Source organism: Methylocystis sp., assembly GCF_050246715.1.
In the GTDB taxonomy this organism is placed as follows: domain Bacteria; phylum Pseudomonadota; class Alphaproteobacteria; order Rhizobiales; family Beijerinckiaceae; genus Methylocystis.
This window is the reverse complement of record NZ_JBFWVN010000027.1, coordinates 15,915-41,267: the sequence shown is the minus strand read 5'-3', so window position 1 is coordinate 41,267 and position 25,353 is coordinate 15,915. Positions and strand designations below refer to the sequence as shown.

The 25,353-nt window shown below is 63.1% G+C and carries 29 protein-coding genes; 18 read left to right on the top strand and 11 right to left on the bottom strand.

The features are described 5' to 3' along the window. Nucleotides 1-800: 800 nt before the first annotated feature. Nucleotides 801-1,721: a DUF2971 domain-containing protein gene (locus tag AB7I51_RS10230; RefSeq protein WP_428404150.1), complete on the top strand. Its 921-nt coding sequence runs from the start codon at nucleotides 801-803 to the stop codon at nucleotides 1,719-1,721. A gap of 136 nt (nucleotides 1,722-1,857) precedes the next feature. Here the strand turns inward: AB7I51_RS10230 and AB7I51_RS10225 are convergent, their stop codons facing one another. The 5 genes from AB7I51_RS10225 to AB7I51_RS10205 all read right to left on the bottom strand — a co-directional run bounded on the left by AB7I51_RS10225 (nucleotide 1,858) and on the right by AB7I51_RS10205 (nucleotide 4,395). Beyond that, on the bottom strand, nucleotides 1,858-2,118 hold the full coding sequence (locus tag AB7I51_RS10225; RefSeq protein ID WP_428404151.1) for a hypothetical protein: 261 nt from the start codon (nucleotides 2,116-2,118) through the stop codon (nucleotides 1,858-1,860). A 143-nt stretch (nucleotides 2,119-2,261) separates the two neighbouring features. Next, complete coding sequence (locus tag AB7I51_RS10220) at nucleotides 2,262-2,627, bottom strand: hypothetical protein (RefSeq protein WP_428404152.1); 366 nt, start codon at nucleotides 2,625-2,627, stop codon at nucleotides 2,262-2,264. A gap of 326 nt (nucleotides 2,628-2,953) precedes the next feature. Further along, the gene (locus tag AB7I51_RS10215) at nucleotides 2,954-3,097 is read right to left on the bottom strand and encodes a hypothetical protein (RefSeq protein ID WP_428404153.1); all 144 of its coding nucleotides are present in this window, start codon (nucleotides 3,095-3,097) and stop codon (nucleotides 2,954-2,956) included. Nucleotides 3,098-3,138: 41 nt separating this feature from the next. Then, the gene (locus AB7I51_RS10210) at nucleotides 3,139-3,786 is read right to left on the bottom strand and encodes a TetR/AcrR family transcriptional regulator (RefSeq protein ID WP_428404154.1); all 648 of its coding nucleotides are present in this window, start codon (nucleotides 3,784-3,786) and stop codon (nucleotides 3,139-3,141) included. 9 nt (nucleotides 3,787-3,795) lie between these two features. Continuing rightward, the gene (locus AB7I51_RS10205) at nucleotides 3,796-4,395 is read right to left on the bottom strand and encodes a hypothetical protein (protein WP_428404155.1); all 600 of its coding nucleotides are present in this window, start codon (nucleotides 4,393-4,395) and stop codon (nucleotides 3,796-3,798) included. 272 nt (nucleotides 4,396-4,667) lie between these two features. On the opposite strand from AB7I51_RS10205, the gene glyA reads away from it, so the two are divergent. From glyA to AB7I51_RS10150, 11 genes are all read left to right on the top strand, one after another. Then, nucleotides 4,668-5,942, top strand: a complete 1,275-nt coding sequence (gene glyA / locus AB7I51_RS10200; RefSeq protein ID WP_428404156.1) for a serine hydroxymethyltransferase — start codon at nucleotides 4,668-4,670, stop codon at nucleotides 5,940-5,942. Between the two features lie 162 nt (nucleotides 5,943-6,104). Further along, complete coding sequence (gene nrdR, locus AB7I51_RS10195) at nucleotides 6,105-6,605, top strand: transcriptional regulator NrdR (protein WP_428404157.1); 501 nt, start codon at nucleotides 6,105-6,107, stop codon at nucleotides 6,603-6,605. Then, nucleotides 6,602-7,732 (top strand): bifunctional diaminohydroxyphosphoribosylaminopyrimidine deaminase/5-amino-6-(5-phosphoribosylamino)uracil reductase RibD, encoded by a 1,131-nt coding sequence (gene ribD / locus AB7I51_RS10190; protein WP_428404158.1) that lies wholly within the window; start codon nucleotides 6,602-6,604, stop codon nucleotides 7,730-7,732. Before nrdR ends, ribD begins: the two co-directional genes overlap by 4 nt. Next, nucleotides 7,732-8,334 (top strand): riboflavin synthase, encoded by a 603-nt coding sequence (locus AB7I51_RS10185; RefSeq protein WP_428404159.1) that lies wholly within the window; start codon nucleotides 7,732-7,734, stop codon nucleotides 8,332-8,334. The genes ribD and AB7I51_RS10185 overlap by 1 nt, the downstream gene beginning before the upstream one ends. Nucleotides 8,335-8,679: 345 nt before the next feature. Continuing rightward, complete coding sequence (ribH, locus tag AB7I51_RS10180) at nucleotides 8,680-9,162, top strand: 6,7-dimethyl-8-ribityllumazine synthase (RefSeq protein ID WP_428404160.1); 483 nt, start codon at nucleotides 8,680-8,682, stop codon at nucleotides 9,160-9,162. Next, a complete protein-coding gene (gene nusB, locus AB7I51_RS10175; protein ID WP_428404161.1) occupies nucleotides 9,159-9,611 on the top strand; it encodes a transcription antitermination factor NusB in 453 nt (150 codons plus the stop codon). The genes ribH and nusB overlap by 4 nt, the downstream gene beginning before the upstream one ends. 239 nt (nucleotides 9,612-9,850) lie before the next feature. After that, nucleotides 9,851-10,798, top strand: coding sequence for a thiamine-phosphate kinase (thiL, locus tag AB7I51_RS10170; RefSeq protein WP_428404162.1), 948 nt, complete (start codon nucleotides 9,851-9,853; stop codon nucleotides 10,796-10,798). A gap of 185 nt (nucleotides 10,799-10,983) precedes the next feature. Beyond that, nucleotides 10,984-13,164, top strand: coding sequence for a sodium-translocating pyrophosphatase (locus AB7I51_RS10165; protein WP_428404163.1), 2,181 nt, complete (start codon nucleotides 10,984-10,986; stop codon nucleotides 13,162-13,164). A gap of 117 nt (nucleotides 13,165-13,281) precedes the next feature. Further along, a complete protein-coding gene (locus AB7I51_RS10160; RefSeq protein ID WP_428404164.1) occupies nucleotides 13,282-13,509 on the top strand; it encodes a hypothetical protein in 228 nt (75 codons plus the stop codon). Next, nucleotides 13,506-13,886 carry a type II toxin-antitoxin system death-on-curing family toxin gene (locus AB7I51_RS10155; RefSeq protein ID WP_428404165.1) on the top strand — a complete coding sequence of 127 codons (381 nt, stop codon included), beginning with the start codon at nucleotides 13,506-13,508 and terminating at the stop codon, nucleotides 13,884-13,886. The genes AB7I51_RS10160 and AB7I51_RS10155 overlap by 4 nt, the downstream gene beginning before the upstream one ends. Nucleotides 13,887-14,013: 127 nt before the next feature. Continuing rightward, nucleotides 14,014-16,047, top strand: coding sequence for an NAD(+) synthase (locus AB7I51_RS10150; protein ID WP_428404166.1), 2,034 nt, complete (start codon nucleotides 14,014-14,016; stop codon nucleotides 16,045-16,047). A gap of 55 nt (nucleotides 16,048-16,102) precedes the next feature. Here the strand turns inward: AB7I51_RS10150 and AB7I51_RS10145 are convergent, their stop codons facing one another. Next, nucleotides 16,103-16,276 carry a DUF1328 domain-containing protein gene (locus tag AB7I51_RS10145; protein ID WP_428404167.1) on the bottom strand — a complete coding sequence of 58 codons (174 nt, stop codon included), beginning with the start codon at nucleotides 16,274-16,276 and terminating at the stop codon, nucleotides 16,103-16,105. Nucleotides 16,277-16,458: 182 nt separating this feature from the next. Here AB7I51_RS10145 and AB7I51_RS10140 point away from each other — a divergent pair, with 182 nt between their 5' ends. Then, a complete protein-coding gene (locus AB7I51_RS10140) occupies nucleotides 16,459-17,124 on the top strand; it encodes a DUF6629 family protein (RefSeq protein ID WP_428404168.1) in 666 nt (221 codons plus the stop codon). Here AB7I51_RS10140 and AB7I51_RS10135 read toward each other — a convergent pair. Further along, on the bottom strand, nucleotides 17,121-17,987 hold the full coding sequence (locus tag AB7I51_RS10135) for a D-amino-acid transaminase (RefSeq protein ID WP_428404169.1): 867 nt from the start codon (nucleotides 17,985-17,987) through the stop codon (nucleotides 17,121-17,123). The genes AB7I51_RS10140 and AB7I51_RS10135 overlap by 4 nt on opposite strands. Before the next feature lie 193 nt (nucleotides 17,988-18,180). On the opposite strand from AB7I51_RS10135, the gene AB7I51_RS10130 reads away from it, so the two are divergent. After that, nucleotides 18,181-19,578: a hypothetical protein gene (locus AB7I51_RS10130; protein ID WP_428404170.1), complete on the top strand. Its 1,398-nt coding sequence runs from the start codon at nucleotides 18,181-18,183 to the stop codon at nucleotides 19,576-19,578. 8 nt (nucleotides 19,579-19,586) lie between these two features. After that, nucleotides 19,587-20,618, top strand: a complete 1,032-nt coding sequence (locus AB7I51_RS10125) for a M14 family metallopeptidase (protein ID WP_428404171.1) — start codon at nucleotides 19,587-19,589, stop codon at nucleotides 20,616-20,618. Nucleotides 20,619-20,638: 20 nt separating this feature from the next. Here AB7I51_RS10125 and AB7I51_RS10120 read toward each other — a convergent pair whose 3' ends face one another. From AB7I51_RS10120 to AB7I51_RS10110, 3 genes are all read right to left on the bottom strand, one after another. Continuing rightward, nucleotides 20,639-21,025, bottom strand: coding sequence for a copper-binding protein (locus AB7I51_RS10120; protein WP_428404172.1), 387 nt, complete (start codon nucleotides 21,023-21,025; stop codon nucleotides 20,639-20,641). A 27-nt stretch (nucleotides 21,026-21,052) separates the two neighbouring features. Continuing rightward, nucleotides 21,053-21,499: a four-helix bundle copper-binding protein gene (locus tag AB7I51_RS10115; RefSeq protein WP_428404173.1), complete on the bottom strand. Its 447-nt coding sequence runs from the start codon at nucleotides 21,497-21,499 to the stop codon at nucleotides 21,053-21,055. 90 nt (nucleotides 21,500-21,589) lie between these two features. After that, entirely contained in the window at nucleotides 21,590-22,204 is a 615-nt protein-coding gene (locus tag AB7I51_RS10110; protein WP_428404174.1) for a DUF938 domain-containing protein, read from the bottom strand. 256 nt (nucleotides 22,205-22,460) lie between these two features. On the opposite strand from AB7I51_RS10110, the gene AB7I51_RS10105 reads away from it, so the two are divergent. Beyond that, nucleotides 22,461-22,841, top strand: coding sequence for a DUF1778 domain-containing protein (locus AB7I51_RS10105; protein ID WP_428406189.1), 381 nt, complete (start codon nucleotides 22,461-22,463; stop codon nucleotides 22,839-22,841). Next, nucleotides 22,838-23,356 (top strand): GNAT family N-acetyltransferase, encoded by a 519-nt coding sequence (locus AB7I51_RS10100; RefSeq protein ID WP_428404176.1) that lies wholly within the window; start codon nucleotides 22,838-22,840, stop codon nucleotides 23,354-23,356. Before AB7I51_RS10105 ends, AB7I51_RS10100 begins: the two co-directional genes overlap by 4 nt. Nucleotides 23,357-23,531: 175 nt before the next feature. Here AB7I51_RS10100 and AB7I51_RS10095 read toward each other — a convergent pair whose 3' ends face one another. Next, entirely contained in the window at nucleotides 23,532-24,497 is a 966-nt protein-coding gene (locus AB7I51_RS10095; protein WP_428404177.1) for an endonuclease/exonuclease/phosphatase family protein, read from the bottom strand. Between the two features lie 104 nt (nucleotides 24,498-24,601). On the opposite strand from AB7I51_RS10095, the gene AB7I51_RS10090 reads away from it, so the two are divergent. Beyond that, on the top strand, nucleotides 24,602-25,291 hold the full coding sequence (locus AB7I51_RS10090) for a Crp/Fnr family transcriptional regulator (RefSeq protein WP_428404178.1): 690 nt from the start codon (nucleotides 24,602-24,604) through the stop codon (nucleotides 25,289-25,291). Nucleotides 25,292-25,353 lie beyond the last annotated feature (62 nt).

The following is a 25,353-nucleotide window of genomic DNA, read 5'->3' as shown; positions in this document are numbered from 1 at the left end:
TCATCGCCCGCATCGCCGATCACCCGATCTCAAAGCTCGACGAACTGCTCCCTTGGAAATGGGAGAAAGCCGCGCCTCACGCCGTCGCCGCTTAGCCACCCCTGGTCATAAGATCACGCTTACCTTGCCACGGGGCGCCTCGGCTCTAGTTGCGCGGTGTCGCCTTGATCGATGCGACGGCAGCGAGCCTTGCCTCCGGCCCGACAGCCGTGGGCCTTTTTTCACCCGCACCCCGCCCCTACGGTCTCGATTCTGTACCCTGTAGGGTCCGGGAGATGGATGGCGCCCATGATGATCAAACTTGATGCGACTTCGATTATCCCGATCATTTTCTGGGTGGGCGTGATAGTGCTCGGATTTGTCACGCAGTTGGGTGGAGAGGCACAAAAAGCCTCCAGCTTGAGGACTTCAAGTGCCGGAACCGATACCCAGGCCGAGATTGGATCGGACACAGACCCAGACGAAAAACGGTCTCGCCGGAAGGGAGAGCCGCGATAGGCGGCGGTCGCCCGCCGAAAACCGGGTTACCAGAAAACCCGGTTTCTAAGCCTACGCTTGCGTAGGCTGGGATAGACAAGAATCTTTCTCACCGGGCGCGCAAGGCCTCCCGACCGCAAGCGGAAACGCTCATGGCGAACCAGCGCGGGCCGCTGATGAGTCTTTCGCACTGCCGGCGGTGTTGGGGCCTCTCGCGCAATGGGCGCTCCCGCGCGATCTGATCGGGCAGGCCCGCAACTCGTCCCGCCGCGTTACAATATCGCACCTACGAACCGCGAGTCCCCGATCTGGTCACAATAACTATGAGCCGTCCAGAGCTACCAGACATCGTCTACAAATACACCAACGAGAAAGCGGCGCGGCTCATCATTGCCAACCGTTCCCTTCGTATCGGCCGGCCGACCGAGATGAACGACCCGTTTGACGTCTATCTAGACGACCTTTTCGAGGACGATCCGAGGGACCTGCTTAACGCGGCTAGCGAGAGGCTGGTCGACATGCTGTCCCGTGACCCCGCGGAATACGCCAAGCGGACTGGCACGCCGCTGGAACAGGCAATTGTGAATTCGGCGGCGATTAACGCAGGAACGGTTGCGCAGCGCGACCAGTTCCTTGCGTTGATCACCTCGCCGATCGTCGAGGCCTTGTATCCGCAATTGAAGGCTGTCCGCCAAGAGCTCGAAATCCAAAGGACCGCGATAGTCGCGCAGTTCCGCAACTCGGGGATATTCTGCGCCACTCGGAACAAGATCAATTTGCTGATGTGGTCGCATTATGCTGACGCGCACCGCGGGGTGGTGTTCGGGTTCCGGCCGGATGCTGCACGGGACTCGTTTCTGTGCCTGCTTGAACCCGTCACCTACAGCGACGTCCGGCCGAGTTTCTACAAACCCTTTGACCCGCTGGTGGGGGAACTGCCTGCCCCGACCCCTGAAGCTATGCGCGCCTTCACCCGCTCGCTGACGGCTGTGAAAAGCAAGGAATGGGCTTACGAGGAGGAGCTGCGCATCGTCATCCCATCCTATGTCCCGGAAGGGCAATCGGAAGTATTCATGCCTTACTATGCGACCGAACTCGCAGAACTCTATCTCGGCTGTCGTGTATCTGAGGGCGACCGCGACGAGATTGTCGCGGCAGCGCGTGCACTCAACAAGGATGTGGCGATTTTCCAGGCACGGACGACCCCAGGAGCCTATGCTCTGTCGTTCGAACCCTTAACGTGATCAGAGGGCGACCAAATGGGCGCGCACATCGACTGGCGCTGCGCCGCAAAAACGCCCCGCCGTTACATCCACGGTCGAGGCGTTTCTTTGACGGAGGTGAAGCCGTCGCTTGGTTGAATCTACGCGCGCGAATCGTTCAATGCAAGCGACGGTCGCCGCCACCGGCCCACTTCTTGCCCGTGACAATCCAGTAGGGGCAGACGCCGGTCGCGTCTCTTGCGGCCGCCAGCGCGTTGACCAAATCGACCCCGCTCATCTCCTCCTCGCCCTCGAGCCAGCCGGCGACCGTTTCCGGCGTCTCGCCGAGGAGCGCGGCAAGGTCAGCTTCGCACAAACCGGCGCTGTCGAGCGCCGACAGCATCCGTTCCGCCCAATCCGGGCCCGGGGCGGCGGTCACGAGTTCGGCCTCGCGCGCACCGCTTCCGCGGCGCCTTGCTGATCTGCGACGCTCGCTCTGGAACGCTTCATTTGCTGCGCGGCGGAGGCGAGAGATGTTTTGCCGTCGTCTAATTTTAGACTTCGGTTTTGAGAGGCCGCGGCTCATGAGCGCCCCTCGCTATCGTTGTTGAAGTGACGGTCAAGCGCGATGGCGACGAGGCCGAATTGCTGACTGTGGTTCGGCTCGCCCCAAAGGTGCGTCTCGTAGTCCATTAGGACGCGCAGCTTCGCCATGAGATCAGCTTCGCTTTTGACTGGTGCCTGGGCGATGGCCATAGCGGCGGCATGCGGCCCGCAGAGCTCCTTTCCCACGGCGAAGGCCGCCTTGTGGCGCTGGATCGCCTCGGCGAGCGCCGGCGACAGCGGCGCGCCCGCCATCGCGACAGGCGCTGCGACGGCCGTTGCGCCGATCGCGGCGGCGCCGGCGAGAAGGAGGCGGCGGGAAGGGGAGTCTGTTTCGGATTTCATGGCGGCTTCTCCATCTGCTTATAGGGCGCTTATACGCACCGATCTGACACAGTCAGGAAGCGACGTTGAGCCGATAAGTTATTGTTCCAAAGCCGTCTTTTTTCTTGATGCAAAACCTTCGCTCTGAAGGACAATCAGAAAAAAGCGGCCTAGCGCTTCTGCTTGGCGTCAAGCGAGATCCGTTTGAACGGCTCGGCGGGCTGTCATTCCAGACGCGCGCAACGCGCGATCGGGAATCCAGAGCAAAACCATCATTTCGGCATCGGCTCTGGATTCCCGGTCAGGCCTTCGGCCTGCCGGGAATGACAATGCTCGAAGCGAACGGATCAAGCGCCCTTGATCAGCGCCACGAACGCTGCGATGAGCGCGAGGGTCGCGGCGACAATGATGACAGTCTCGGCGAGCTCCAGCGCCTTTTGGGCCTCGGTCAAAACCGCGGAAAGATAGTTGCTGCTCGGCAGAAAGCTCATGTACGCTCCCAAGGCGCGCGAAGCTGCGAGTGCAGAAAGGGTCAGACGCCGGCCAGTCCGCGAAGACTCAAAGCCGAGAGCGTGTCGACGAGCCGCTCGAGCGCTTCATCGTCGAACTTCAGCGAGAAGGGCGGCTGCGCCAGCCGCTCGGCTTCACGCACGAGGAACATCGGCTGTTGCGCAAGCCACAGCGTCGCGAAGGTAACAGTCTCCGCGGAGGCGTCTTGCGGCAGGAAACGCCGCACGACGCGTTCCGCCAAGCGAAAGATACGCGGCGGCGAATTGGTGATGAAAGCGCTGAAGACCTGGCTTGGCTGCACGCTTTCCCAGGCGAAGATGCGTAGATAGCGGCTGACGCGATCGCGCTTGACGAGCGGCAGAAGAAATTGATGCAGATAGCGTCGGAGCGCGTCGTCCGGCGAAAGCGAATCGAGTTCTTCGGAGTCCAAAAACGCATTCTCTTCGAAGGCGTGCGTCGCCGCGATCAACACTTCGCGATAGAGGCCGTCCTTGCCGCCAAAGTGATAATTGACGGCGGCCTGATTGGCCATCGCCCGCTGGGTGATGAGCCGCACCGAGCCGCCGTCATATCCATATTCGGCGAAGACGGAGGTCGCGGCCTTGATGAGCGCCGCGCGCGTCGTCTCCGCCGTGCGAGAGGCGACGCGCGCCTGATCCAGATTGCTCAATCCTCGTCCTCAAAAACGGTAGGCGTTGACGAAGTTCGACACCGCGCCAGTCAGCGACGTCGCCCCATTCCACACCTTTTGGCCGAGCGGGGCTAGTTTCGATGGGAGCCCTGTCGGGTCGAGCTTGGCCAATAAACTCCGTTCCGGCTGGTCCGCGCTTTCGCCAATCTGGGCGACCGGTTCGGCGTTCTTGGTCGGGGGCGTTCGGGGCGTCGACTCGACAGGGTTTCTCGTTTCCGGAGACGGCTTGCGCGAAGCTGCGACTTTCGTCGGCTTTACAGGGCGCGTCCCCGTCGTCACAGGGGCGATTTCTTTCGACCAATCATAGACGTGCTCCCGTGGATAGACCGCAAAGACGGCCGGCGCCGGCGCAGCGCTGTCGCGCTCCGCTACCTCGCGCTCAGGTTCGTCGGCGAGGAGCCTGTCGATGATCTTGCCGCTCACCGGGTCGGTGGTGAACACGATCTGCTTCAGCGCTTCGCCATTCTTCCATTGCGCCGGCAAGGCGGCGACGAGCGAGGTGGCGACGAAGCAGACGGCGGCGTCGACGAGAAGCCGGCGCGACCTCGCGCTGGCGGCGGCAAATTTTTCTTCCAAATGGTTCCCCATGGCGAACCTCCGTTTAAAACGTCTGATTGAATTTCAAACGCCTGTTTGAAGCGAAATTATGGCGCCGCGAAAGACGCCGGAGCCCGTATGCGTCATTTTGGCGCTTGGGGCCCTGGCTTGGGCCCGCGACCGCGGCCGCTCTTCCCGTCACGTCTTCGTCGTGATAAGCGACCCCTCTCACGATGCGCGTCGCAACGACCGGCTTCGCCGCTTTACGCCGGGAGCCGGTTTTTGCTTTCGTTCAGCGCCGTTAGGCATAGAGGTCCAATTCCATGAGCCATTCCGGTTTCTTCACCGCCTCCGTCAGCGCTTCCGATCCGGAAATCGCCAAGGCGATCGAACTCGAACTCGGCCGCCAGAGGCATGAGATCGAACTGATCGCGTCGGAGAACATTGTCTCCAAGGCGGTGCTGGAGGCCCAGGGCTCGGTTCTCACCAACAAATACGCCGAGGGCTATCCCGGGAAGCGCTATTACGGCGGCTGCCAGTTCGTCGACATCGCCGAAAACCTCGCGATCGACCGCGCCAAGAAGCTGTTCGACTGCGGCTTCGCGAATGTTCAGCCGAACTCCGGCTCGCAGGCCAATCAGTCGGTGTTCCTCGCGCTGATGCAGCCGGGCGACGTCTTCATGGGCCTCGACCTCGCCGCCGGCGGCCATCTGACGCATGGCTCGCCGGTCAATGTCTCCGGCCGCTGGTTCAAGCCGGTGAGCTATACGGTGCGCAAGCAGGACCAGCGGATCGACATGGAGCAGGTCGCCGAGCTCGCCAAGGAGCACAAGCCGAAGATGATCATCGCCGGCGGCTCGGGCTATTCGCGCATCTGGGACTTCGAAGGCTTCCGCAAGATCGCCGACAGCGTCGGCGCCTTTTTCATGGTCGACATGGCGCATTTCGCCGGTCTCGTCGCCGCTGGTCTGCATCCGTCGCCTTTCCCGCACGCCCATGTCGTCACCACCACGACGCATAAGACGCTGCGCGGACCGCGCGGCGGCATGGTGCTGACCAATGACGAAGACCTCGCCAAGAAGATCAATTCGGCGGTCTTCCCCGGTCTGCAGGGCGGCCCGCTGATGCATGTCATCGCCGGCAAGGCGGTAGCCTTCGGCGAGGCCCTGACCCCGCAGTTCAAGACCTATCAGCAGCAGGTGAAGGACAACGCCCAGACACTGGCCCAGACGCTGGTCGACGCCGGCCTCGCGATCGTCTCGGGCGGCACCGACAATCATCTGATGCTCGTCGATCTGCGCCCGAAGAAAATCACCGGCAAGGCGGCGGAAGCCGCGCTCGGCCGCGCCCACATCACGTGCAACAAGAACGGCATTCCCTTCGATCCGGAAAAGCCCTTCGTCACCTCGGGCATTCGTCTCGGATCGCCGGCGGCGACCTCGCGCGGCTTCGGCCAGGACGAGTTCAAAGCGGTGGGCAAGATGATCGTCGAAGTGCTCGACGGTCTCTCTTCGAAGGGCGAGGAAGGCAACGCCGCGACCGAAGCTTCGGTGAAGGAAAAGGTTCACGCGCTCACCGCGAAGTTCCCGATTTATTAAAGGGCGGGACGTCCCCTTTTTCCCGCTTGCGGGAGAAGGGGCCACGCCGAAGGCGCGACGGATGAGGTTTCTCTCCGTCGCATCAATTGTGATAGCCCTCACCCGACCCCGCTTCGCGGGGCCACCCTCTCCCGCAAGCGGGAGAGGGGAAAGGCGCCCAACATGCGCTGTCCCTATTGCGGCTCCGCCGACACGCAGGTGAAAGACTCTCGTCCCGCCGAGGACTCGTCCTGCATTCGTCGCCGGCGCGTCTGTCCGACCTGTGGGGGGCGCTTCACGACGTTTGAGCGCGTGCAGCTGCGCGAAATCATCGTCGTCAAGAAGTCGGGCCGCCGCGCCCCCTTCGATCGCGACAAGCTGACCCGCTCGGTCGAGATCGCTCTGCGCAAGCGTCCGGTCGAGCCGGAACGCGTCGAGCAGATGATTTCCGGAATCGTGCGCCAGTTGGAGAGCCTCGGCGAAGTCGAGGTGGAGAGCCAGCGCATCGGCGAACTGGTCATCGAAGGCCTGCGCTCGCTCGACGCCGTCGCCTTTGTGCGTTTCGCCTCGGTCTATCGCGATTTTCGCGAGGTCAGCGATTTTTCGGCGGTAATCGACGAATTGGAGAGCGGCGGCGACGGCGCGGTCTTTGCGTCGGATGAAGGCGACCCCGAGAAGGCATGACGCTCCACAAATCCTTTCCGCAGACCGCGACCGACGACGCCTATGTGGCGGCGGCGCTGGCGCTCGGCCGGCGCAATCTTGGCCGCACCGCGCCGAACCCCGCGGTCGGCGCGCTGCTGGTGCGCGACGGGATCGTCATCGCCCGCGGCTGGACCGCGCCGGGCGGCCGCCCGCACGCCGAGGCGATCGCCATGGCGGCGGCCGGCGAGGCGGCGCGCGGCGCGACGCTCTACGTGTCGCTCGAGCCCTGCGCGCATCACGGCGCGACGCCGCCCTGCGTCGACTCCATCATTGCCGGCGGCGTCGCGCGCGTCGTCGCGGCGCTGGAAGACCCCGATCCGCGCGTCTCCGGCGATGGCCATGCGCGCTTGCGGAGCGCGGGCATCGAGGTGCTGGTCGGGCCGGGCGGGGCGGCCGCGCGCGCCGATCACCTCGGGCATATTCTGCGGGTCACCCGCCGCCGGCCGATGATCACGCTGAAACTGGCGCGGACCGCTGACGGCTATGCCGCCGGCGCCGCGCATGATCCGCGCCTGCACATCACCGGACCGGTCGCCGACGCCTTCACCCATGTGCAGCGTTCGCTGCATGACGCGATCATGATCGGCGGCGGCACCGCGCGTGTGGACGACCCGCTGATGACCGTGCGCCTGCCGGGCATGCAGAATTGCAAGCCGCTGCGCGTCGTGCTCGACGAGAAACTGTCGCTGTCGCCGCGTTCGCGTCTGGCGTCCACCGCGCGCGAGACGCCACTGCTGGTGATCACCGGCGCCACCGTCTCAGATGAAGCGGTCAAGGCGTTCGAAAGCGCCACCGGCGCCGAGGTCGCCTGCGTCGCGACGCATGACGGCCTGCTCGATCTGACGAGCGCGCTCAGGCTTCTCGCCGATCGCGGCGTCACCCGCGTGTTCAGCGAAGGCGGTCCGCGGGTCGCCGTAAGTCTGCTCGCCGCCGATCTCGCCGACGAAGTGATCCTGTACACCGGCGTCAAGCCATTGGGCAGGGAGGGGCGCCCCGCGCTGACGCCGGCGGCGCGCGCCGCGCTCGAAGACGACTCGCGCTATCGCCTGATCGACACGCGCACGCTCGGCGCCGACACCATGACCCGTTACGCGCGGGTCGGCTGATGTTCACCGGCATCGTCACCGATATGGGCGAAGTGGTTTCGGTCGCGCCGCGCGGCGAATTGCGGCGCCTGCGCATCGCCTGTTCCTATGACGCGGAAAGCATCGCGCTTGGCGCTTCGATCGCGTGTTCGGGCGTCTGCCTGACGGTCGTCGTCGTCGCGCGTGAAGGCGCGCGAACAGTCTTTGAGGTTGACGCCGCCGCCGAAACGCTCGCCGTGACGACGGTCGGAACATGGGCTGAAGGAACGCGCATCAATCTCGAACGCGCCTTGAAGATCGGCGACGAACTCGGCGGCCACATCGTCACCGGCCATGTCGACGGCGTCGCGAAAATTTTGTCGCGCGATGATTTCGACGACATGTGCCGCTTTTGGTTCGAGGCGCCGCACGACCTGTCGCGCTTCATCGCGAAAAAAGGTTCGGTCGCGCTCGACGGCGTGTCGCTCACGGTAAACGACGTCGAGGAGAATCGTTTTTCCGTTCTGCTCATTCCGCATACGCTGGCGGTGACGACTCTCGGCGTGCGCAGGGCGGGCGACGCGCTCAACATCGAAGTCGATCTGATGGCGCGCTATGCTGCAAGGTTGAGCGAGGCGCGATAGCCTGCGGCTCGACGTGAATGCGTGAAAGAGTTGGAGCGCTGACAACGCGCCGCTCATGTGACATAACCCGCGCACAAAATTGGCTAGCGGATTGTTTTCCTCACCCTCATCCTGAGGAGGCCCGCAAGTCGGGTTTACCCGACTTGCGCATTTAATGTCGATCTCGGGCAAGCCCGAGATCGAAGAGGCCGTCTCGAAGGACGAGGGTGAGGAAAATTACGCGATCTCGGGCTTCCTCGTCCTTCGAGACGCGTGCTGCGCACGCTCCTCAGGATGAGGAAGCCCTTCACCCGATCGTCTTGCCTCTCCCGATGGGAGAGGGTTGCACGCATTCCAGGAGTCCCCATGGCAGGTTTTGCACCCGACGATGATGATTCCGCGCCTGTTCCCGGCGCGCGCATTCTCGTCATCGCGACGAAGTTCAACGCCGATATCGTCGCCATGCTGCGCGAAGGCGCGCTTGACGCCTTGCGGGCGCTGCAGGCGCAGGCGACGGTGATTCATGTCCCCGGCGCGCTGGAGCTCGCCACTGCGACGGCGATCGCGCTCGACGACGCGGAGCTTGCCGGCGCGCCTTTTGACGGCGTCGTCGCGCTCGGCTGCGTGATCCGCGGCGAGACTTATCATTTTGAACTCGTCGCCAATGAGAGCACGCGGGCGCTGACGAATCTTTCCGTGTCGCGCCGCCTGCCGCTCGGCAATGGCGTGCTCACCGTCGAGAATGAAGCGCAGGCGATCGTGCGCGCCGACCCGAAACAGGGCAATAAGGGCGCCGACGCGGCGCGCGCGGCGCTGGCGCTGGTGCGCCTCAAACGGAGCGTCGTATGAGCGTCGATCAACGCTCGGCGGCGCGTCTCGCCATCGTGCAGGCGCTCTATCAGATGGAAGTCGCCGGCAAGGGCCTCAATGAGATTTTCGCTGAGTTCGAATCTCACTGGATCGGCCGCGAGATCGAGGGCGCGCAATATAAACCTGCGGACGCGTCCTTCTTTCGCGACGTGCTGCAAGGCGTGCTGACCGATCAGGTCGCGATCGACCGGCAGATCGACCGCGCCCTTGCCGGCGGCTGGCCGCTGTCGCGGCTGGAGTCGGTGATGCGCGCCGCTCTGCGCGCCGGCGCCTATGAACTGCGTGCGCGCAAGGATGTCCCGGCGCGGGTTGTGATCAAGGAATATGTCGATGTCGCCGGCGCCTTCTTCGGACCGACCGAGTCAGGCATGGTGAACGCCGTGCTCGACAGGATCGCCCATGAGGAACGCGCCGAGGAGCTGAGTTGACAGGAACGGGGCCTGCGGCTTCCTCGTCCTTCGAGACGCGTGCTTCGATCTCGGGTTTACCCGAGATCGGCTTTGGAAGCCCAAGTCGGGCAAGCCCGACTTGGGTGCAGGCTCCTCAGGATGAGGAAGCCGGCGGCGCGCATCCCTCGCCCTCATGCTGAGGAGCGAGCGAAGCTCGCGTCTCGAAGCACGAGGGCCAAGAAGGCTTGGCTCGCGTCTCGAAGCACGAGGGCGAGGCCATGCCGCGCTATAGCGAAGACGAAATCATCGCCCGCGTTTTTGCGCCGATTGCCGGCGCTGCGGCGCTGGGGCTCAAGGACGACGCGGCGCTTCTGGCGCCTCAAAGCGCGGCGCTCGTGGTTACCACCGACATGATCGTCGCGGGCGTGCATTTTTTTGCCGACGACGCGCCGGGGCTGATCGCCAAAAAGGCGCTGCGCGTCAACCTTTCCGATCTTGCCGCCAAGGGCGCCGCGCCGATCGGCTTTCTGCTGAGCCTGGCGCTGCCCGGCGACTGGACCAATGACTGGCTCGACGCCTTCGCCGCGGGTCTCGCCGAGGATGCGCGCGCTTACGGCGCGCCGCTCATCGGCGGCGACACCGGGGCGACGCCCGGACCGTTGACGATCGCGATCACGGCGCTCGGGCGGGCGGAGCGTTTCGTGCCGCGCAGCGGCGCGAAGCCGGGAGACGCGATCTTCGTCTCGGGACCGATCGGCGACGCCGCGCTGGGTCTTGCCGTTCGGCGCGACGTCGCGCTCGCGAAGCGTCTTTCCGCCGAGGCGCGCGACCATCTGATCGGGCGCTATCTGTTGCCTCAGCCGCGACTCGATCTTTCGGGGTGGCTTGCCGCCAACGCCAGCGCCGCGATGGATATTTCCGACGGGCTCGCTGGCGATCTCGCCAAGCTCTGCCGCGCCTCGAGCGTGACCGCGACTATCGATCTTTCTTGCGTGCCGCTCTCCGACGCCGCGCAGGCGGCGATCGCGATTGATCCCGCGCTGTTCGAAACGGCGATAACAGGCGGAGACGATTACGAAATCCTGGTCGCCTGCGGCAATGGGGCGGTTCTACCGGCGCCCGCTCGCCGCATCGGCGAGATTGTGGCGGGAGAAGCGCCGCCGATCTTTCTCGACGCCCACAGAAAGCCGGTTTTTTTCAAAAAATTGTCCTTCCAACACTTCTGAAAAATCGAGGCGGCGCGGCATTGCCGGGCGGCTATGTTTCTGGCAGAAAGCGCGCCGGAAAGACGCTGTCCTCGCCCGAGTCGCTCGGCGGGGCCGCTACTCCTTTTTTCGTTGCCGACATTCCTTCGCGGCGACGCGACCAATTCGGCCATACCCCGGTCGAGGAACGAAAAGGCGAAGCCAAAATGGTTCTGTTTCTAACCATCGTCTTCGGACTGATGTCTATCGTTTACGGCGTCAAGACTTCTCAGGAATTGCTTGCCGCCGATCCGGGGTCGGCGCGGATGCAGGAGATTTCGGGCGCCGTCGCCGAAGGCGCGCAGGCCTATCTCAATCGCCAATATAAGACCATCGCCATGGTCGGCGGCGTGATCTTTCTGGTCCTCGCCATTTTGCTCGGCTGGGCGGTCGCTTTCGGGTTCCTGCTCGGCGCCATTCTCTCCGGCGCGGCCGGCTATATCGGCATGAACGTCTCGGTGCGCGCCAATGTCCGCACTGCGCAGGCGGCGACGAAATCGCTCGCCGGCGGCCTCGACATCGCCTTCAAGGCCGGCGCGGTGACGGGACTTCTTGTCGCCGGTCTCGCGCTGCTTGGCGTCGCTGTTTATTACGCGATCCTCACTTGGTACGCGGGCTATGCGCCCTCTGATCGTACGGTCGTCGACGCGCTTGTGGCGCTCGGCTTTGGCGGCTCGCTGATCTCGATCTTCGCGCGCCTTGGCGGCGGCATTTTCACCAAGGGCGCCGATGTCGGCGCCGATCTCGTCGGCAAGGTTGAAGCCGGCATTCCGGAAGACGATCCGCGTAATCCGGCGACCATCGCCGACAATGTCGGCGACAATGTCGGCGATTGCGCCGGCATGGCGGCCGACCTCTTCGAGACCTATGCGGTGACGGTCGTCGCCACCATGGTGCTCGCCTCGATCTTCTTTGCTGGCCAGGAAGGGCTGGCGTCGGCGATGATCTATCCGCTCGCCATCGGCGGCCTGTCGATCCTCACCTCGATCGCCGGCACCTATTTCGTCAAGATGGGCGATGACGACACCGAATGGGGCAAATTCGCCGCGCCCTATTTCAAGCAGCTCGGCATCGACGATTCGATCATGGGCGCGCTGTATAAGGGGCTCATCGCCACCGGCGTTCTGTCGGTCGCGGGCCTCTTCCTGGCGACGACCTTCACCGTCGGCTGGGGCGAGATCGGCAAGGCCAATGGCGAAGCCATCCACGGCTATGGCCTGTTCCTCTCGGGCGTTCTCGGACTGATCGTCACGGGCGCGATCGTCTACATCACCGAATATTATACCGGAACGGGCAAGCGTCCCGTGGTGTCGATCGCTCAGGCGTCGGTGACCGGCCATGGCACGAATGTCATTCAGGGTCTCGCCGTGTCGCTTGAATCGACCGCGGCGCCGGCGCTCGTCATCGTTCTCGGCATCATTCTCACTTACGAGCTCGGCGGCCTCTATGGCACCGCCATCGCGGTGACGACGATGCTCGGCCTCGCCGGCATGATCGTCGCGCTCGACGCTTTCGGCCCCGTCACCGACAACGCCGGCGGCATCGCCGAAATGTCGGGCCTGCCCAAGGAAGTGCGCCAGTCGACCGACGCGCTCGACGCGGTCGGCAACACCACCAAGGCGGTGACCAAGGGCTACGCCATCGGCTCGGCAGGCCTCGGCGCGCTGGTGCTGTTCGCCGCCTACACTAACGATCTGAAGCATTTCATCGAGGCGGGCGTGCCCTTCTTCAAGGGCATCGACAAGGTCGATTTCGACCTGTCGAACCCATATGTCGTGGCGGGCCTCCTGTTCGGCGGCCTGATCCCCTATCTCTTCGGCGGCATCGCCATGACGGCGGTGGGCCGCGCCGCCGGCTCGGTCGTCGTCGAGGTGCGCCGGCAGTTCAAGGAAAAACCCGGCATCATGGCGGGCACGGACCGGCCGGATTACGGCCGCGCCGTCGACATGCTCACGCAAGCCGCGATCAAGGAAATGATCCTGCCCTCGCTCCTGCCGGTGCTGGCGCCGATCGTCGCCTTCATCGTCGCCTGGATTCTCGGCGGCAAGGCCAACGCCTTTGCGGCGCTCGGCGCGCTGCTGCTGGGCGTCATCGTCAATGGCTTGTTTGTGGCGATCTCGATGACGTCGGGCGGCGGCGCCTGGGACAACGCCAAGAAGTCGTTTGAAGACGGCTTTGTCGACGAGGCCGGCGTCAAGCATGAGAAGGGCTCTGACGCCCATAAGGCGGCGGTGACCGGCGATACGGTCGGCGACCCCTATAAGGACACCGCCGGTCCCGCGGTGAATCCGGCGATCAAGATCACCAATATCGTCGCGCTGCTGATGCTGGCGATCCTCGCGCATTAAGCGAAGCGCGAAGCGAAAAAATGAGGGCGGGGGAGACCCCGCCCTTTTTCTTTCTTATGCCATCTTGATAAATCAAGCTGAAACTAGATATTAGGGCTTGGGCGCCGGGTAAGGAATATGACTCACGTTCGCGAGAAATTCGCCACTCAGGTCGACAAGGACCTGCTCGCCGAAATCCGAAGGATTGCGAAGGATGAAGGCCGGCAGCTTCAATCCGTCGTCGAAGACGCGTTGCGCGCCCATGTCGAGGAACGCAATAGGGCGAAGCCGCGCCGTCATGTCATCGACGCCTATCGGTCGAGCCTGCCGCGCTTTGGCGTGCTCTATGAAAAACTCGCCAAGTGAGCGGCGGGCCAACCGACTATCTGACTGTCGCCGAGATATTAGCCATTCATGACGATCTCATCGAACGATATGGCGGCGCTGCGGGCGTGCGCGATCCCGGTCAGCTTGAAGCGGCTCTGTTTCGGCCGCAAACCGGCTATTACGTCGACGTGATCGCGCAAGCGGCCGCGCTGTGGGAAAGTCTTTCGCAGAACCATGCTTTCGTCGACGGGAACAAGCGAGTCGCCTTTGCGGCCATGTTTGCTTTTCTCACGATTAACGGCGTTACACTTATGGCGACCGCGGATGAAGCATGGACCTTCGTTTCCGCCCTCTACGAGAGCGGCGCATTTCGTTTTGAGGCGCTGGAGACATGGCTACGCCGGAATTGCCGATGAATGCGCTAAACTCACCTCTAGAGACAATTGTGCGCCCTCGACGACAGTTGGCCCTGTCGTGTGACTTTCGCGCGGGCGTCTTGCATTATCGCGGCGGACGAGCGTTTCGGCGGCGCAGGCGGACTTTATGACCCACCCCTTCTACTGTCTGCACACGCATGGCTTTGTCCGGGTCGCGGTCGCGACGCCGAATGTGAGAGTCGCCGATCCGGCGTTCAATGTGGCGCGGACGATCGAATTGGCGCGGGACGCCGAGAAGCATGGCGCCTCTCTCGTGTTGTTTCCCGAGCTGGGACTGTCTTCGTATGCGATCGACGATCTTCTGCATCAGGAGGCGTTGCTCGACGCCGTCGAGGCGGCGCTCGCCGAACTCGTCGAAGCGTCATCCGGCATTCATCCGCTGATCGTCGTCGGCGCGCCGCTGCGTCATCGCGGCCGCCTTTATAATTGCGGCGTCGCGATCCTGCGCGGCCGCGTGCTCGCGGCGACGCCGAAGGTCTATCTGCCGAACTACCGCGAATTTTACGAACAGCGACACTTCGCGTCCGGCGCCTTCGTCGCCGGCGAAGACATCGAGATCGCCGGACAGATTGCGCCTTTTGGTTCGGACACGCTTCTCGAAGCGACGGATTTTCGCGGTCTCGTCATCCATATGGAAGTCTGCGAAGACGTATGGGTCCCGATTCCGCCTTCGGCGCGCGCCGCGCTGGCGGGCGCGACCATGCTGCTCAATCTCTCCGCTTCGAACGCGATCGTCGGTAAATCGGATTATCGCGAGACGCTCTGCGCCGTCCATTCGGCGCGCTGCCTTGCGGCCTATCTCTATTCGGCGGCGGGGCAGGGCGAGTCGACGACGGATCTCTCCTGGGACGGCGAAGCGCTGATCTGCGAAAGGGGCGACGTTCTCGCCAAGGCGCCGCGCTTTTCCGACGAACCGCAATTGACTCTCGCCGACATTGATAACGGCCGCCTTCTGGCCGAACGCATGCGGCAGGGGACATTCGGGGCCTGCGCTAACGTGGAGCAGGGCGCGACGCACTATCGCCGCATCGCTTTCGAGCTTGCCCCGACCTGCGATCGCGATCTTGGCTTCCTGCGCGAAGTCGGCCGCTTTCCCTTCGTGCCGTCCGATGAAGCGCGACTGGCCGAACTTTGTTTCGAGGCGTTCAATATACAGTCGCACGGGCTCGAACAGCGCCTGCGCGCCACGAAGATCAAGAAGGTCGTGATCGGCGTCTCCGGCGGATTGGATTCAACCCAGGCGCTGTTGGTGGCGGCGACGGCGATGGACGCGCTCGGCCTCCCGCGCGAAAATGTGCTGGGCTTCACGCTGCCGGCCTTCGCCACGAGCGAACGCACCAAGGCGAACGCCTGGCGGCTGATGCGCGCGCTTGGCGTCACCGCGCAGGAAATCGACGTGACCGCCGCCTGCAAGCAGATGCTCGCCGATATCGACCATCCGGCGGCGCGCGGCGAAGCGGTTTACGACGCGACTTACGAGAATGTGCAGGCGGGCGCGCGAACGTCGCTGTTGTTTCGTCTCGCCAATCGCCATGGCGCGCTCGTCCTCGGCACCGGCGACCTCTCGGAGCTTGCGCTCGGCTGGTGCACTTACGGCGTCGGCGATCAGATGTCGCATTACAACGTCAACGCCTCAGTCCCTAAGACGCTCATCCGGCATCTCATCCGCTGGTGCGCCCGCGACGCGCGTTTTGGCGCGGAGACAGTCGCCGTGCTCGAGGACATTCTGGCGACGGAAATTTCGCCAGAGCTTGTGCCCGGCGAGGCGACCCAACGCACCGAGGCGATCGTCGGGCCATATGCGCTGCAGGATTTCAATCTCTATTACGCGACGCGCTACGGATTCGCGCCGGCGAAAATCGCTTTTCTCGCCTGGCGCGCCTGGCGGTATCCGGCTGCCGGGTCATGGCCGACAGGCATCGCGGATAAGGACAAGGTCGCCTATGAGCTTCCAACGATCAAGCATTGGCTCGGCGTTTTCGTGAAGCGCTTTTTCGAGGGAAGTCAGTTCAAGCGATCGGCGCTGCCGAACGGCCCGAAAGTCAGCTCGGGAGGATCGCTGTCGCCGCGTGGAGATTGGCGCGCGCCATCGGATTCCGTCGCGGACGCCTGGATACGCTCGCTCGACGACATTCCATGACGCCGACGAGCCGGCCGCTCACGAACAGCCGGCTCGTTGCGTGCAGCCGGCGATGTCAGGCGCGCCGGAGGAAACTGACGACGACTGAAACGATCAGCAGGACCAGCGCGATCCAGAACAGGATGCGCGCGCCTTCGACCGCGACGCCTGCGACTCCGCCGAAGCCGAGAAAGGCGGCGATGAGCGCGACGATCAGAAAGATGACGGCCCAATACAGAAGGTTGCCCATTTTAACCTCCGTGTTCGAACTCACGTCATAGAACGCGGTTACTGCACAGATGTTCCAAAGCCAGAGGACGCGGAACAGCGGGGCGCATTGCTCAGGTCTCGACGCCGCCGAAATCGGCGTTAATATAGCTCAAAGCATCAACGTCGCTCGCTCTTGATCAACATCACTTGCTGTTGGACGTCATGTGCTATTCGCTTGAGGCAAGCATCACCGCTGGGCTTGGCCTGGGACTGGCCGGCTACGGCATGGTTTCGAAATCGCTGCGCCATGATCGGCGCATGTTGCTCTTCGCTCTGTTTCCGGTGGTGTTTTCGGCGCATCAATTCGTTGAGGCCGCGGTGTGGCTTACCCGCAGCGATCCGATCGCGGGCCAGCCGTTTCGTTATCTTTATACGCTGATCGCCTTTACGATGTGGCCGGTGTTGACGCCTTTGGCCGCCGCCTATGCGGAATTCGATCCGGAACGAAAGCGCATTTGGCTGACCATGGGCGGCGTCGGCTTTGTTCTGGCCGCCTATCTCATCGCCAAGCTTGCCGGCGCCGACGGCATCGACCTGTCGGTTTATCGGCATTCTCTCGCTTACGACCCATTATTTGAACGGCCGCCGCTCATCGCCGATTTTCTCTATCTGCTGCTGACCGTGACGCCGCTCATGCTCAGCGATCGTCGGGCGATCAATGTTTTTGGAGTCGCGGTGTTGATCACGTTTTTCCTGGCGCTCGCATTCAATCGTCCGGCCTGGTATTCCGTCTGGTGTCTCGCCGCGGCGGTTTTCAGCCTGGTCATCGCGTTTGCGATCGAGGAAGAGCGCAGCTCCGACTACGACGAACTACAAATTCAGCGCTAACGCGTCGCGACAGGTTTCGTCGCCCATTCGATATAGAGCGACCGAAGCAGGCGAGCCCTCTCGCCTGGCGCGCCCGACCCGATGGGACGCTCGTCGATCGAGACGACCGGCAGAACGAGATTGGAGGCGCTTGTCAGAAAGGCCTCCTTCGCCTCATAGGCTTCGGCGACCGAGAAGCCGCGCTCCTCAATGGTCAGACCTTCGCGCGCCGCGAGCGATTGCACGGCTTTGCGGGTGCAGCCCGGTAGAATCGCGGGCGAGTTCGGACGGGTCACGAGCGCATCCGCCTTGGTGACGATGAAGGCGGTCGAGGACGAACCTTCGGTCACCAATCCGTCGCGATCTACCATCCAGGCTTCCTGACAGCCGGCGTCGAGCGCCGCCTGTTTCGCCAGCACCTGGGCAAGCAGCGCGACGGTCTTGATGTTGCGCCGCGCCCAGCGCAAATCGGGGACGGTGAGGACCTTCACGCCGGTTTCGGCGGCGGGTGAGGCGACGATGTTTTTCTTCTTCGCGAAGGCGACGATTGTCGGCGTCGTCCCGCTGGGAAAGCCGAAGTCGCGATCGTTGGAGGCGCCTCTGGTGATCTGCAGATAGACGAGGCCTTCGCTCAACCCGTTTCTTGCGACGAGTTCGGCCTCGACATTCGCGATCGTCTGTATCGGAGGGGCGTTGTCGATCCGAAGTTCGCGCAGCGAATTTTCAAGCCGCGACAGATGCGCGTCATTGTCGATGAGCCTTCCGCCGACGACGGCGGCGACTTCATAGACGCCATCCGCGAACAGGAAGCCACGGTCCAAAATCGACACGCGCGCCTCTGCAAGAGGAAGGTAAGCGCCATTCACATATGCGATGTCAGACAAGTTCGGCTCCTGGCGAATGCGCGCAAATCTACCGCAGCGCTTGCGGCTTGTCGCGCGCATGCGCTTGGTTTTATCGATAAGGCTGACGACCTACATTAGAGTGATCCGCGGCGAATCGGCCTTCGATCAGCCTTAGGCGCCTTGCGACCGTGGTCGCGAAACGCCGCCGCGCATACGGCCGGAAGGGGGCGCCTTGGGCGAAGAAATCACGACGACCGGCTTCACCCCGGCCGACAAGGCGCGTTTTGCGGACCGCCTCGCCGAGGAAACCGGGATCGCCCGCCGTCTTTACGAGGAGGATGGATTTTCGCGCGACGGCCACATGGTGGGGTTCGAAATCGAAACCTGGATCGTCGACCATAATTATGCGCCTTCGTCGATTAATCAGAATTTGCTCGAAACTCTCGATCACCCGCTCGTCGTGCCGGAATTGTCGCGATTCAATCTCGAACTGAACTGCCCGCCTTTCCGCCTTACGGGCGACGCGCTGACGCAAGCCCATGAATCTCTGACGCGCCTCTGGGCGACATGCAATGACGTCGCCCACCAGCTCGACGCCAATCTCGTGCTGATCGGCACGCTGCCGACGATCCGCGACTCCGATCTCACGCTAGCCAATATGTCGCCGCTCAATCGCTATTATGCGCTGAACCAGGAAGTGCTGCGGCTTCGCGGCGGTCAACCGCTGCATGTAAATATCATTGGCCGCGATCGGCTCGCTTCCGTCCATAAGGATGTGATGCTCGAGGCGGCGACGACCTCGTTTCAAATTCATCTCAAAGCGCCGGCCGATCTCGCGCATCTCTATTACAACGCCTCGGTAGCGGCTTCCGGGCCGATTCTCGCGGCCTGCGGCAACGCCCCTTTTCTGTTCGGCAGGGCGCTATGGGAGGAAACGCGCATTCCGCTCTTTGAACAGGCGGTGAAAGTGCCTGGCCCGGCCAGGGTCTCCATGGGCTCAGACTATGCGACGCGATCTCTTATCGAAATATTCGAGGAGAATTTGCGCGACTATGATGCGCTTCTGCCGATGGCTTTTGACGATCCGCCCGAGGCGATGCGGCATCTTCGCCTGCATAATGGCGTCATCTGGCGCTGGAATCGCCCGCTGATCGGCTTCGACGAGAGCGGCGCGCCGCATTTGCGCATCGAGCACCGCATTCTGCCGGCGGGGCCGACCTTTATCGACATGATGGCGAATGCGGCGCTTTATCTCGGTCTTGCGCGCACGCTCGCCATGTCGGGAGACGGCGCCGGCGGCCTTTCTTTCAATGACGCCAAACGCAACTTCTATTCCGCGGCGCGTTTTGGCCTGGATGCGAAGCTCAATTGGCCAGGGGTGGGGCAAATCGCAGCGGATCGACTGCTGCTGGAGCGTCTCATTCCTGACGCCAGCGCGGGGCTTCGCGACCTCGGGGTCGCCGAAGAGGGCTTTCTCGACATCATCGAGGCGCGGGTGCGAACGCGCCAAACGGGCGCAGCCTGGCAGAGAAAAGCTCTTGAGGCGCGCGGCGGCGATCTTTATGGCCTGATGGCGGCCTATTGCGAGCGCCAGCGGAGCGGCGCGCCCGTCCATCAGTGGGAAATATGAGAGGTAATGTGACTGACGCGCCCTGCGCCCTGCTCGACCGGCTGCCTGACGGATTTCTCGACTGTCCCGCCAATCGCCTGAAGGACATCCTGCCTCGACCGACGCTGTTCGACCTCCCAGGCCGCAATCCGCAACCGCTGTTCGTGTCGACCCTGCTGCATGGAAACGAAACCAGCGGCCTAGCGGCCGTGCAAAAGGCGCTGCGCCGGCATGCCGAGCGCGGGCTGAGCAGATCGGTCATTCTGTTCATCGGCAATGTCGAAGCCGCCGCGGAGAATGTGCGGACGCTGCCCGGTCAGCGCGACTTCAACCGGGTATGGCCGGGCACGGCGTTTCCGGACGATCCGCTCGCGCATATGATGCGATGGATTTACGATTATGTCGCAAAGCGCGACGCTTTCGCCGCAGTCGACATCCACAACAACACCGGCTTCAATCCCCATTACAGCTGCATCAGCAAGCTCGACGCGAAATATGTCGCGCTGGCGCAGCTCTATTCTCGCATCGTGGTGTTGTTTCAGCGCCCGCGTGGCACTTGCGCCGCGGCTTTCGCTGAGCTCTGCCCCGCGATCACGGTCGAATGCGGCAAGTCTGGACTGGAAGCGGGCGCCGAACATGCCATCGAATTGCTGGACGCCTGCCTCTCGATTGCGGAGCTTCCCGGCCACCCGCCGGCGTCGCACGATGTGGAGTTGCTGCGCACGCACGCCATCGTGAAGCCGCCGGCCGGCGCGAGTTTCTCATTCGACGGAACGCCGGCGGATTTTCTCTTCCGTCCGGACATCGATCATCTCAACTTCAGCGAACTGAATGCGGGCGCCTCGTTCGGCGCGCTCGGCGACGGCGATGCGCGGCTCGAAGTCTTGCCGGGCGACGGTTCTGATACGCAGCCGCTCGACTACTTCGATTACGCCGACGGCGAAATCAGACTCGCGCGTTCAGCGATCCCCGCGATGCTGACGATCGACCGCCGGGCGGTCGAGCATGACTGCCTGTGCTATTTGATGCATCGCATCGGCATCGACGGCGTCTGCAAATAACGCCGAAGCGAAAGCGCGATTTAAGGCTTCTCGGGCTGAATGTCCTCGATGACGTAAAGGCCCTTTGCGTCGCGACTGATCGTGAATTTGATCTTCATGCCCTTCGACAGGCTTGAGAGATCGACGTTCGGCGCGACGCGAAACGCCATCGTCATCGGCGACATTTCCAAGGGTCCCGAGACCGGACCATGCGTGAGCATGATCCGTCGCTCGTCAGCGTCGACGGCCCTGATGACGCCGTCGCCGTGACCGGTCGTCTTGCCCGCCTCCGCGGCCTGGGCGATGACGAAGGCTGGCGCCTTGGGGCCCGCCGAGTTGGCCGAGTCGTTGGCGTAGGCGCCGCCGATACCAAAGGAAACGGCGACGCCGGCCGCGACGAGCCAAAATGTAAAGCGCATGGTCTTCATCGCAGCTCCCATCCCTGTTGGCGTCAGTTAGACCTTACGGCATTCGTCGGCGCATTCCTGGCACGCCTTGCCGCAGGCCACGCATTCAGCGATCTTCGGAAACTTGTCGCACTGCTTCTTGCAGTCCTCGCAAATCGTGGCGACCACTTTCGCCAGCGCCGGAACATGCGAAGAGTTGATCGCGGCCAGCGTTGCGAGCGCGTTGCATGCGGCGACAAGCTGCATTGAGGCGTCCGCGCATTCCGCCATGCTCGTGTCCTTCATCGCGAACATGCCGAGACAATGCCGAAGGCAGTCATTGCCGGTGGACACGCAGTCGATCGTGGCCTTCTCGAGCGGCTTGTAGAGAGCGGGATGCATATCCTCCATTTTGGCGCCGCCGGCGGTCTCGGCGAATGCTTGAGTAGCGAACGCTTGAGTGGCGGTTGCAACCGCGGCGGCGGATCCGACGGCAATAAATTCACGACGTTGCATGGTTTCTCTCCAAGTGGCTTCACTTCAGGCTTCACTGACGCTGACGCGTAACGCCGATGGCGCTATTGAGCGCCACCGGAATGGCTGCGCTCATGCCGCTTCGGAGCCGCGGCGAAAGATCACGCTAAGATTGTTGGCGGGCATTTCCACGACCCGAGGGTCCCCGAATCCTTGCCCGCGTGCGAGTTCTGCGACCTCCTCAAGATCACGGATGCCCCAGTTGGCGTTGCGCGCGCGAAGGCTCGCGTCGAATTCCGCGTTGCTTGGCGCGGTGTGGGCGCCGCCCCGTCTGTATGGTCCGTATAGATAGAGCGGCGCGTTTGCAGGCAAGGTCCGGCGCGCGCCCTCGAACAGGGTTTCCGTCGCGCGCCACGGCGAAATGTGAATCATATTGATGCAGATCATGGCGTCAGCGGCGCCGATCGGCCAGGGAAATTTTTGAACGTCGAGCGTCAGCGGCGCGCGGACATTGGCGGCTCCGCTGGCCGCGATCCAGGCCGCGATGCTATCGCGCGCTTCGGCGCTCGGGTCCGACGGATAGAAGGTCAGGTCGGGGAATTCCGCCGCAAAAAATGTGACGTGTTCGCCGGCGCCGCTTGCGATTTCGAGCGCCAGCCCCGTCGTGGGCAGGATTTCGCGCAGAACGTCCAGAATCGGTCCTCGATTGCGCGCGGTCGATGACGCGAAGATGCGCTTGTCGTTCATTTGGCTCTCATGCTTGCGCGACCGACGCCGATCGCCAAAGCTCTACCGCTGTTCGATCGCAGGCTCGTGACGTGGCGAGATATGAAGCGCGCCATGACTGCCAGCCGATCGCCCGATGAGGGTCATTCAAGAAAGGCGCCGAGCACGTTGGCGAGAAATGCCGAGAGGAGAAAGGCCAAGGCGGGTCTAAGATATTGTCCGGATGCTGTACGGATGTTATGGATAAATAGCTATTGCAGGGGATGCAGCGTCGGCAATGAAAAATCAGGACAAGCGGCGGGAGACCAAAACGCGAGCGTCCCCTATGCCTCTAAAAGGACGAAACTCGCGCGGCGCGATCAAATCGGGGCAGCCGCGGACGCTCGATGCGAAGGCTCAGAAAACTGAGCGAATTGAGATTCGCACGACGCCGAGCATGAAGGCGCTGCTGCAGCGCGCCGCCGGCGTCTCGCACAGAAATGTTACGGACTTTCTGCTCGAAGCCGGCATTAACGCAGCCGAAGAGACGCTGATCGATCGTCGTCTATTTCGGCTCGACGACGCCCGGTGGCGTGCCTTTCTCGACAGTCTTGACGCTCCAGTGACCGTCAAGCCGCGTCTTGCCGAACTTCTCGCCAAGAAGAGTGTGCTTGAGTGACGGCGGATGACGAAACTTTCTCGGCAATCCAAAAACTCAACTCCCAGCATGAAATTGACTCTTTCGAATGCGGCCAGGAATCTCTCGATCGTTTTCTAAAGCGCTACGCGCTCGTCAACCAAAAGGCCGGTAGCGCTCAAACCTATGTGGTTTGTCTCGGCGAGCGGCGGGTCGTCGGCTATTACAGCCTCTCCGTAGGCGCGGTCGAACACGCGGCGGCGCCAAGCCGCGTCGGCAAAGGACTCGCACGCCATCCAGTCCCAGTCATGCTTCTTGCCCGGCTGGCGATCGACAGGAGCCACCAGCGGCGCGGCCTTGGCAAGGCGCTGCTCAAGAATGCGCTGCTCCGCACCGGCCAGGCGGCGGACATTGCCGGCATTCGAGCGCTTCTCGTCCATGCCCAAGACGATCAGGCGCGCGCCTGGTATGAGGCGTTCGACTTCGAGCGGAGCCCGACCGATCCGCATCATCTCTTCCTCCTGATGAAAGACTTGCGCGCGCTACTCGGCGGCTAGATCATGCTGCGTTTAGGTGGAATCGCCTAAACGCAGATGACGTGATCGATTCTAAAAGTTTGGAGCGCGGTTTGCGCGAAAAACCGGCATCCACTTTTTCGCGGCGCTCTCTATGCGGTGCGCGTCCTGGTTGAATCGTCGGGAGCCTTAGCATCGAGCGGATCGGGTTCGAACCTTACTTCGAGGACAGCTCGAATTTGGCGACCACGGGCGCGTGAAGCGACGCGTCGATCGGATCGGGCGCATAGACTTCGTCCTGAAGCCCTTCATTCAGGATCGAGGTTTCGCGCCATGCGGCGGCGAGCGCAGGCGATGCGAAGAGATGGTCGATCAGCGTCGGCCGGCCCGCATGGATGACGGTGAAGCGCCGCGACGGCTCGACCCGTTCTTCCAGCGGGATGAGAACGCGCGCGCCCGCCGCGCCTTCATCCCGCCCGCCGCGAAGGAGCCTCGTCGGGGCGTCATGCTCGTCGGCGTTAAAGTCGCCCGCAACCGCGATGAGCGCGTCCGGCTCAGCGTCGAACAGCGTCTCGACGAACAGCCGGGCTTCCAGCGCCTGGCCCTCGCGTTTGAGCGCCGCCACGAACTGGCCTTCGATCTGCGCCCGGCTTGACCCCAGTCCGCGCGCCGTCGCGACAGGAATGGCGCGGGGCGCGCGTAGATGCAGATTGACGACGTGGAGCGCGAGTCCATTGGGAAGTTCGACCGAAGCGTAGAGCAGGGGCCTGTCCCAGACGATCGGCGCCGGCTCGGCTTCGGAGCCGTCCGCCTCGCGCGGCGGCCGCCAGTCCCACCGCGCGACAATGTCGTGATGGATTTGTCTTTGCGCGCGCATCGGCCAACGGGAAAGAATCGCGAGATTATGCACGTCGGCGGGGGCGTCGGCGCCGGGCCTCACCGTCGTCGCCCGATGAAAGGCCGCGTATCGCGTGGTCGCGAGCAGCTGGTCGAGCGCGATATATTGCCGTGCGCCGTGCTTATGCAGGCGCTGCGCATGGATTTCCTGCAGGCACAGGATGTCGGCGTCCAGCGCCTCCAGCAGCGGGCGCAGCGCGCCGGTTCGCCGCGCGAAAGCGTCCGGCCTAGTCGCCGACCAGTCGAGATTTTCAAGATTGAACGTCGCGAGCCGGAACGCCTGCATTGGCGATCATCGCCCGAACTGTCTGCATGCGCCAGCAGATTGCGCCTCGACGGCATCGAAGTTTACCGGCAATATCGTCGCAATTTCCAATCCGGGAGCGCGACGTGTCCCTTTTCGACGGGATCCCTTTTTTTGCAGGCCTCGACCTCGCCCGCGGCGAACAGCTTGCGCGACAATGCGTGCGCAGGCGTTACGCCGAGCATGAACTGGTCCTCGACTTCGACGATCCTTCGACCGACGTCTATTTCATCGTCAGCGGCGACGTTCGGGTGCTCATTCGGACCGCCGCCGGCAAGGAAATGATTTTTGGCGACTTCGGACCGGGCAAATTCTTCGGCGAGATGGCGGCGATCGACGGGGCGAAGCGCTCCGCCAACGTCACAGCGCTTACGAACGCCGAACTTTTGCTGGTGCCGCCGGCGGTCTTCAAGGAGATCGTGTTCGGCGAGCCGGAGATATGCGAGCGGCTGTTGCGTCTGCTGACCTTGCGGGTGCGCGAGCTGAATACGCGGCTCTTCGAGCGCTCGGTGCTCGACCTCAAGCATCGGCTTTATTCGGAATTGTTGCGCATGTCGGCGCCGCGCAAAGGCGCGTCGGAGCAGGCGATCGTCTCGCCGCCGCCCTTTCAGCACGATCTCGCCGCGCGAATCGGCTGCCGGCGAGAGCAGGTCAGCCGCGAACTCTCGGCGATGATCGACGAAGGCCTTGCGGAAAAAATCCGCGGCGGGCTCGTGCTTTTGCGGCCGTCGATCCTGGAAAAGCGCGTTCAAGAGGCGCTCAACGACGTCGAATGAAGCGTGTGCGCTCTCGCACAAACAGATGACGAACGGCGAGCTACCGTCGCTATGCTGCCGGT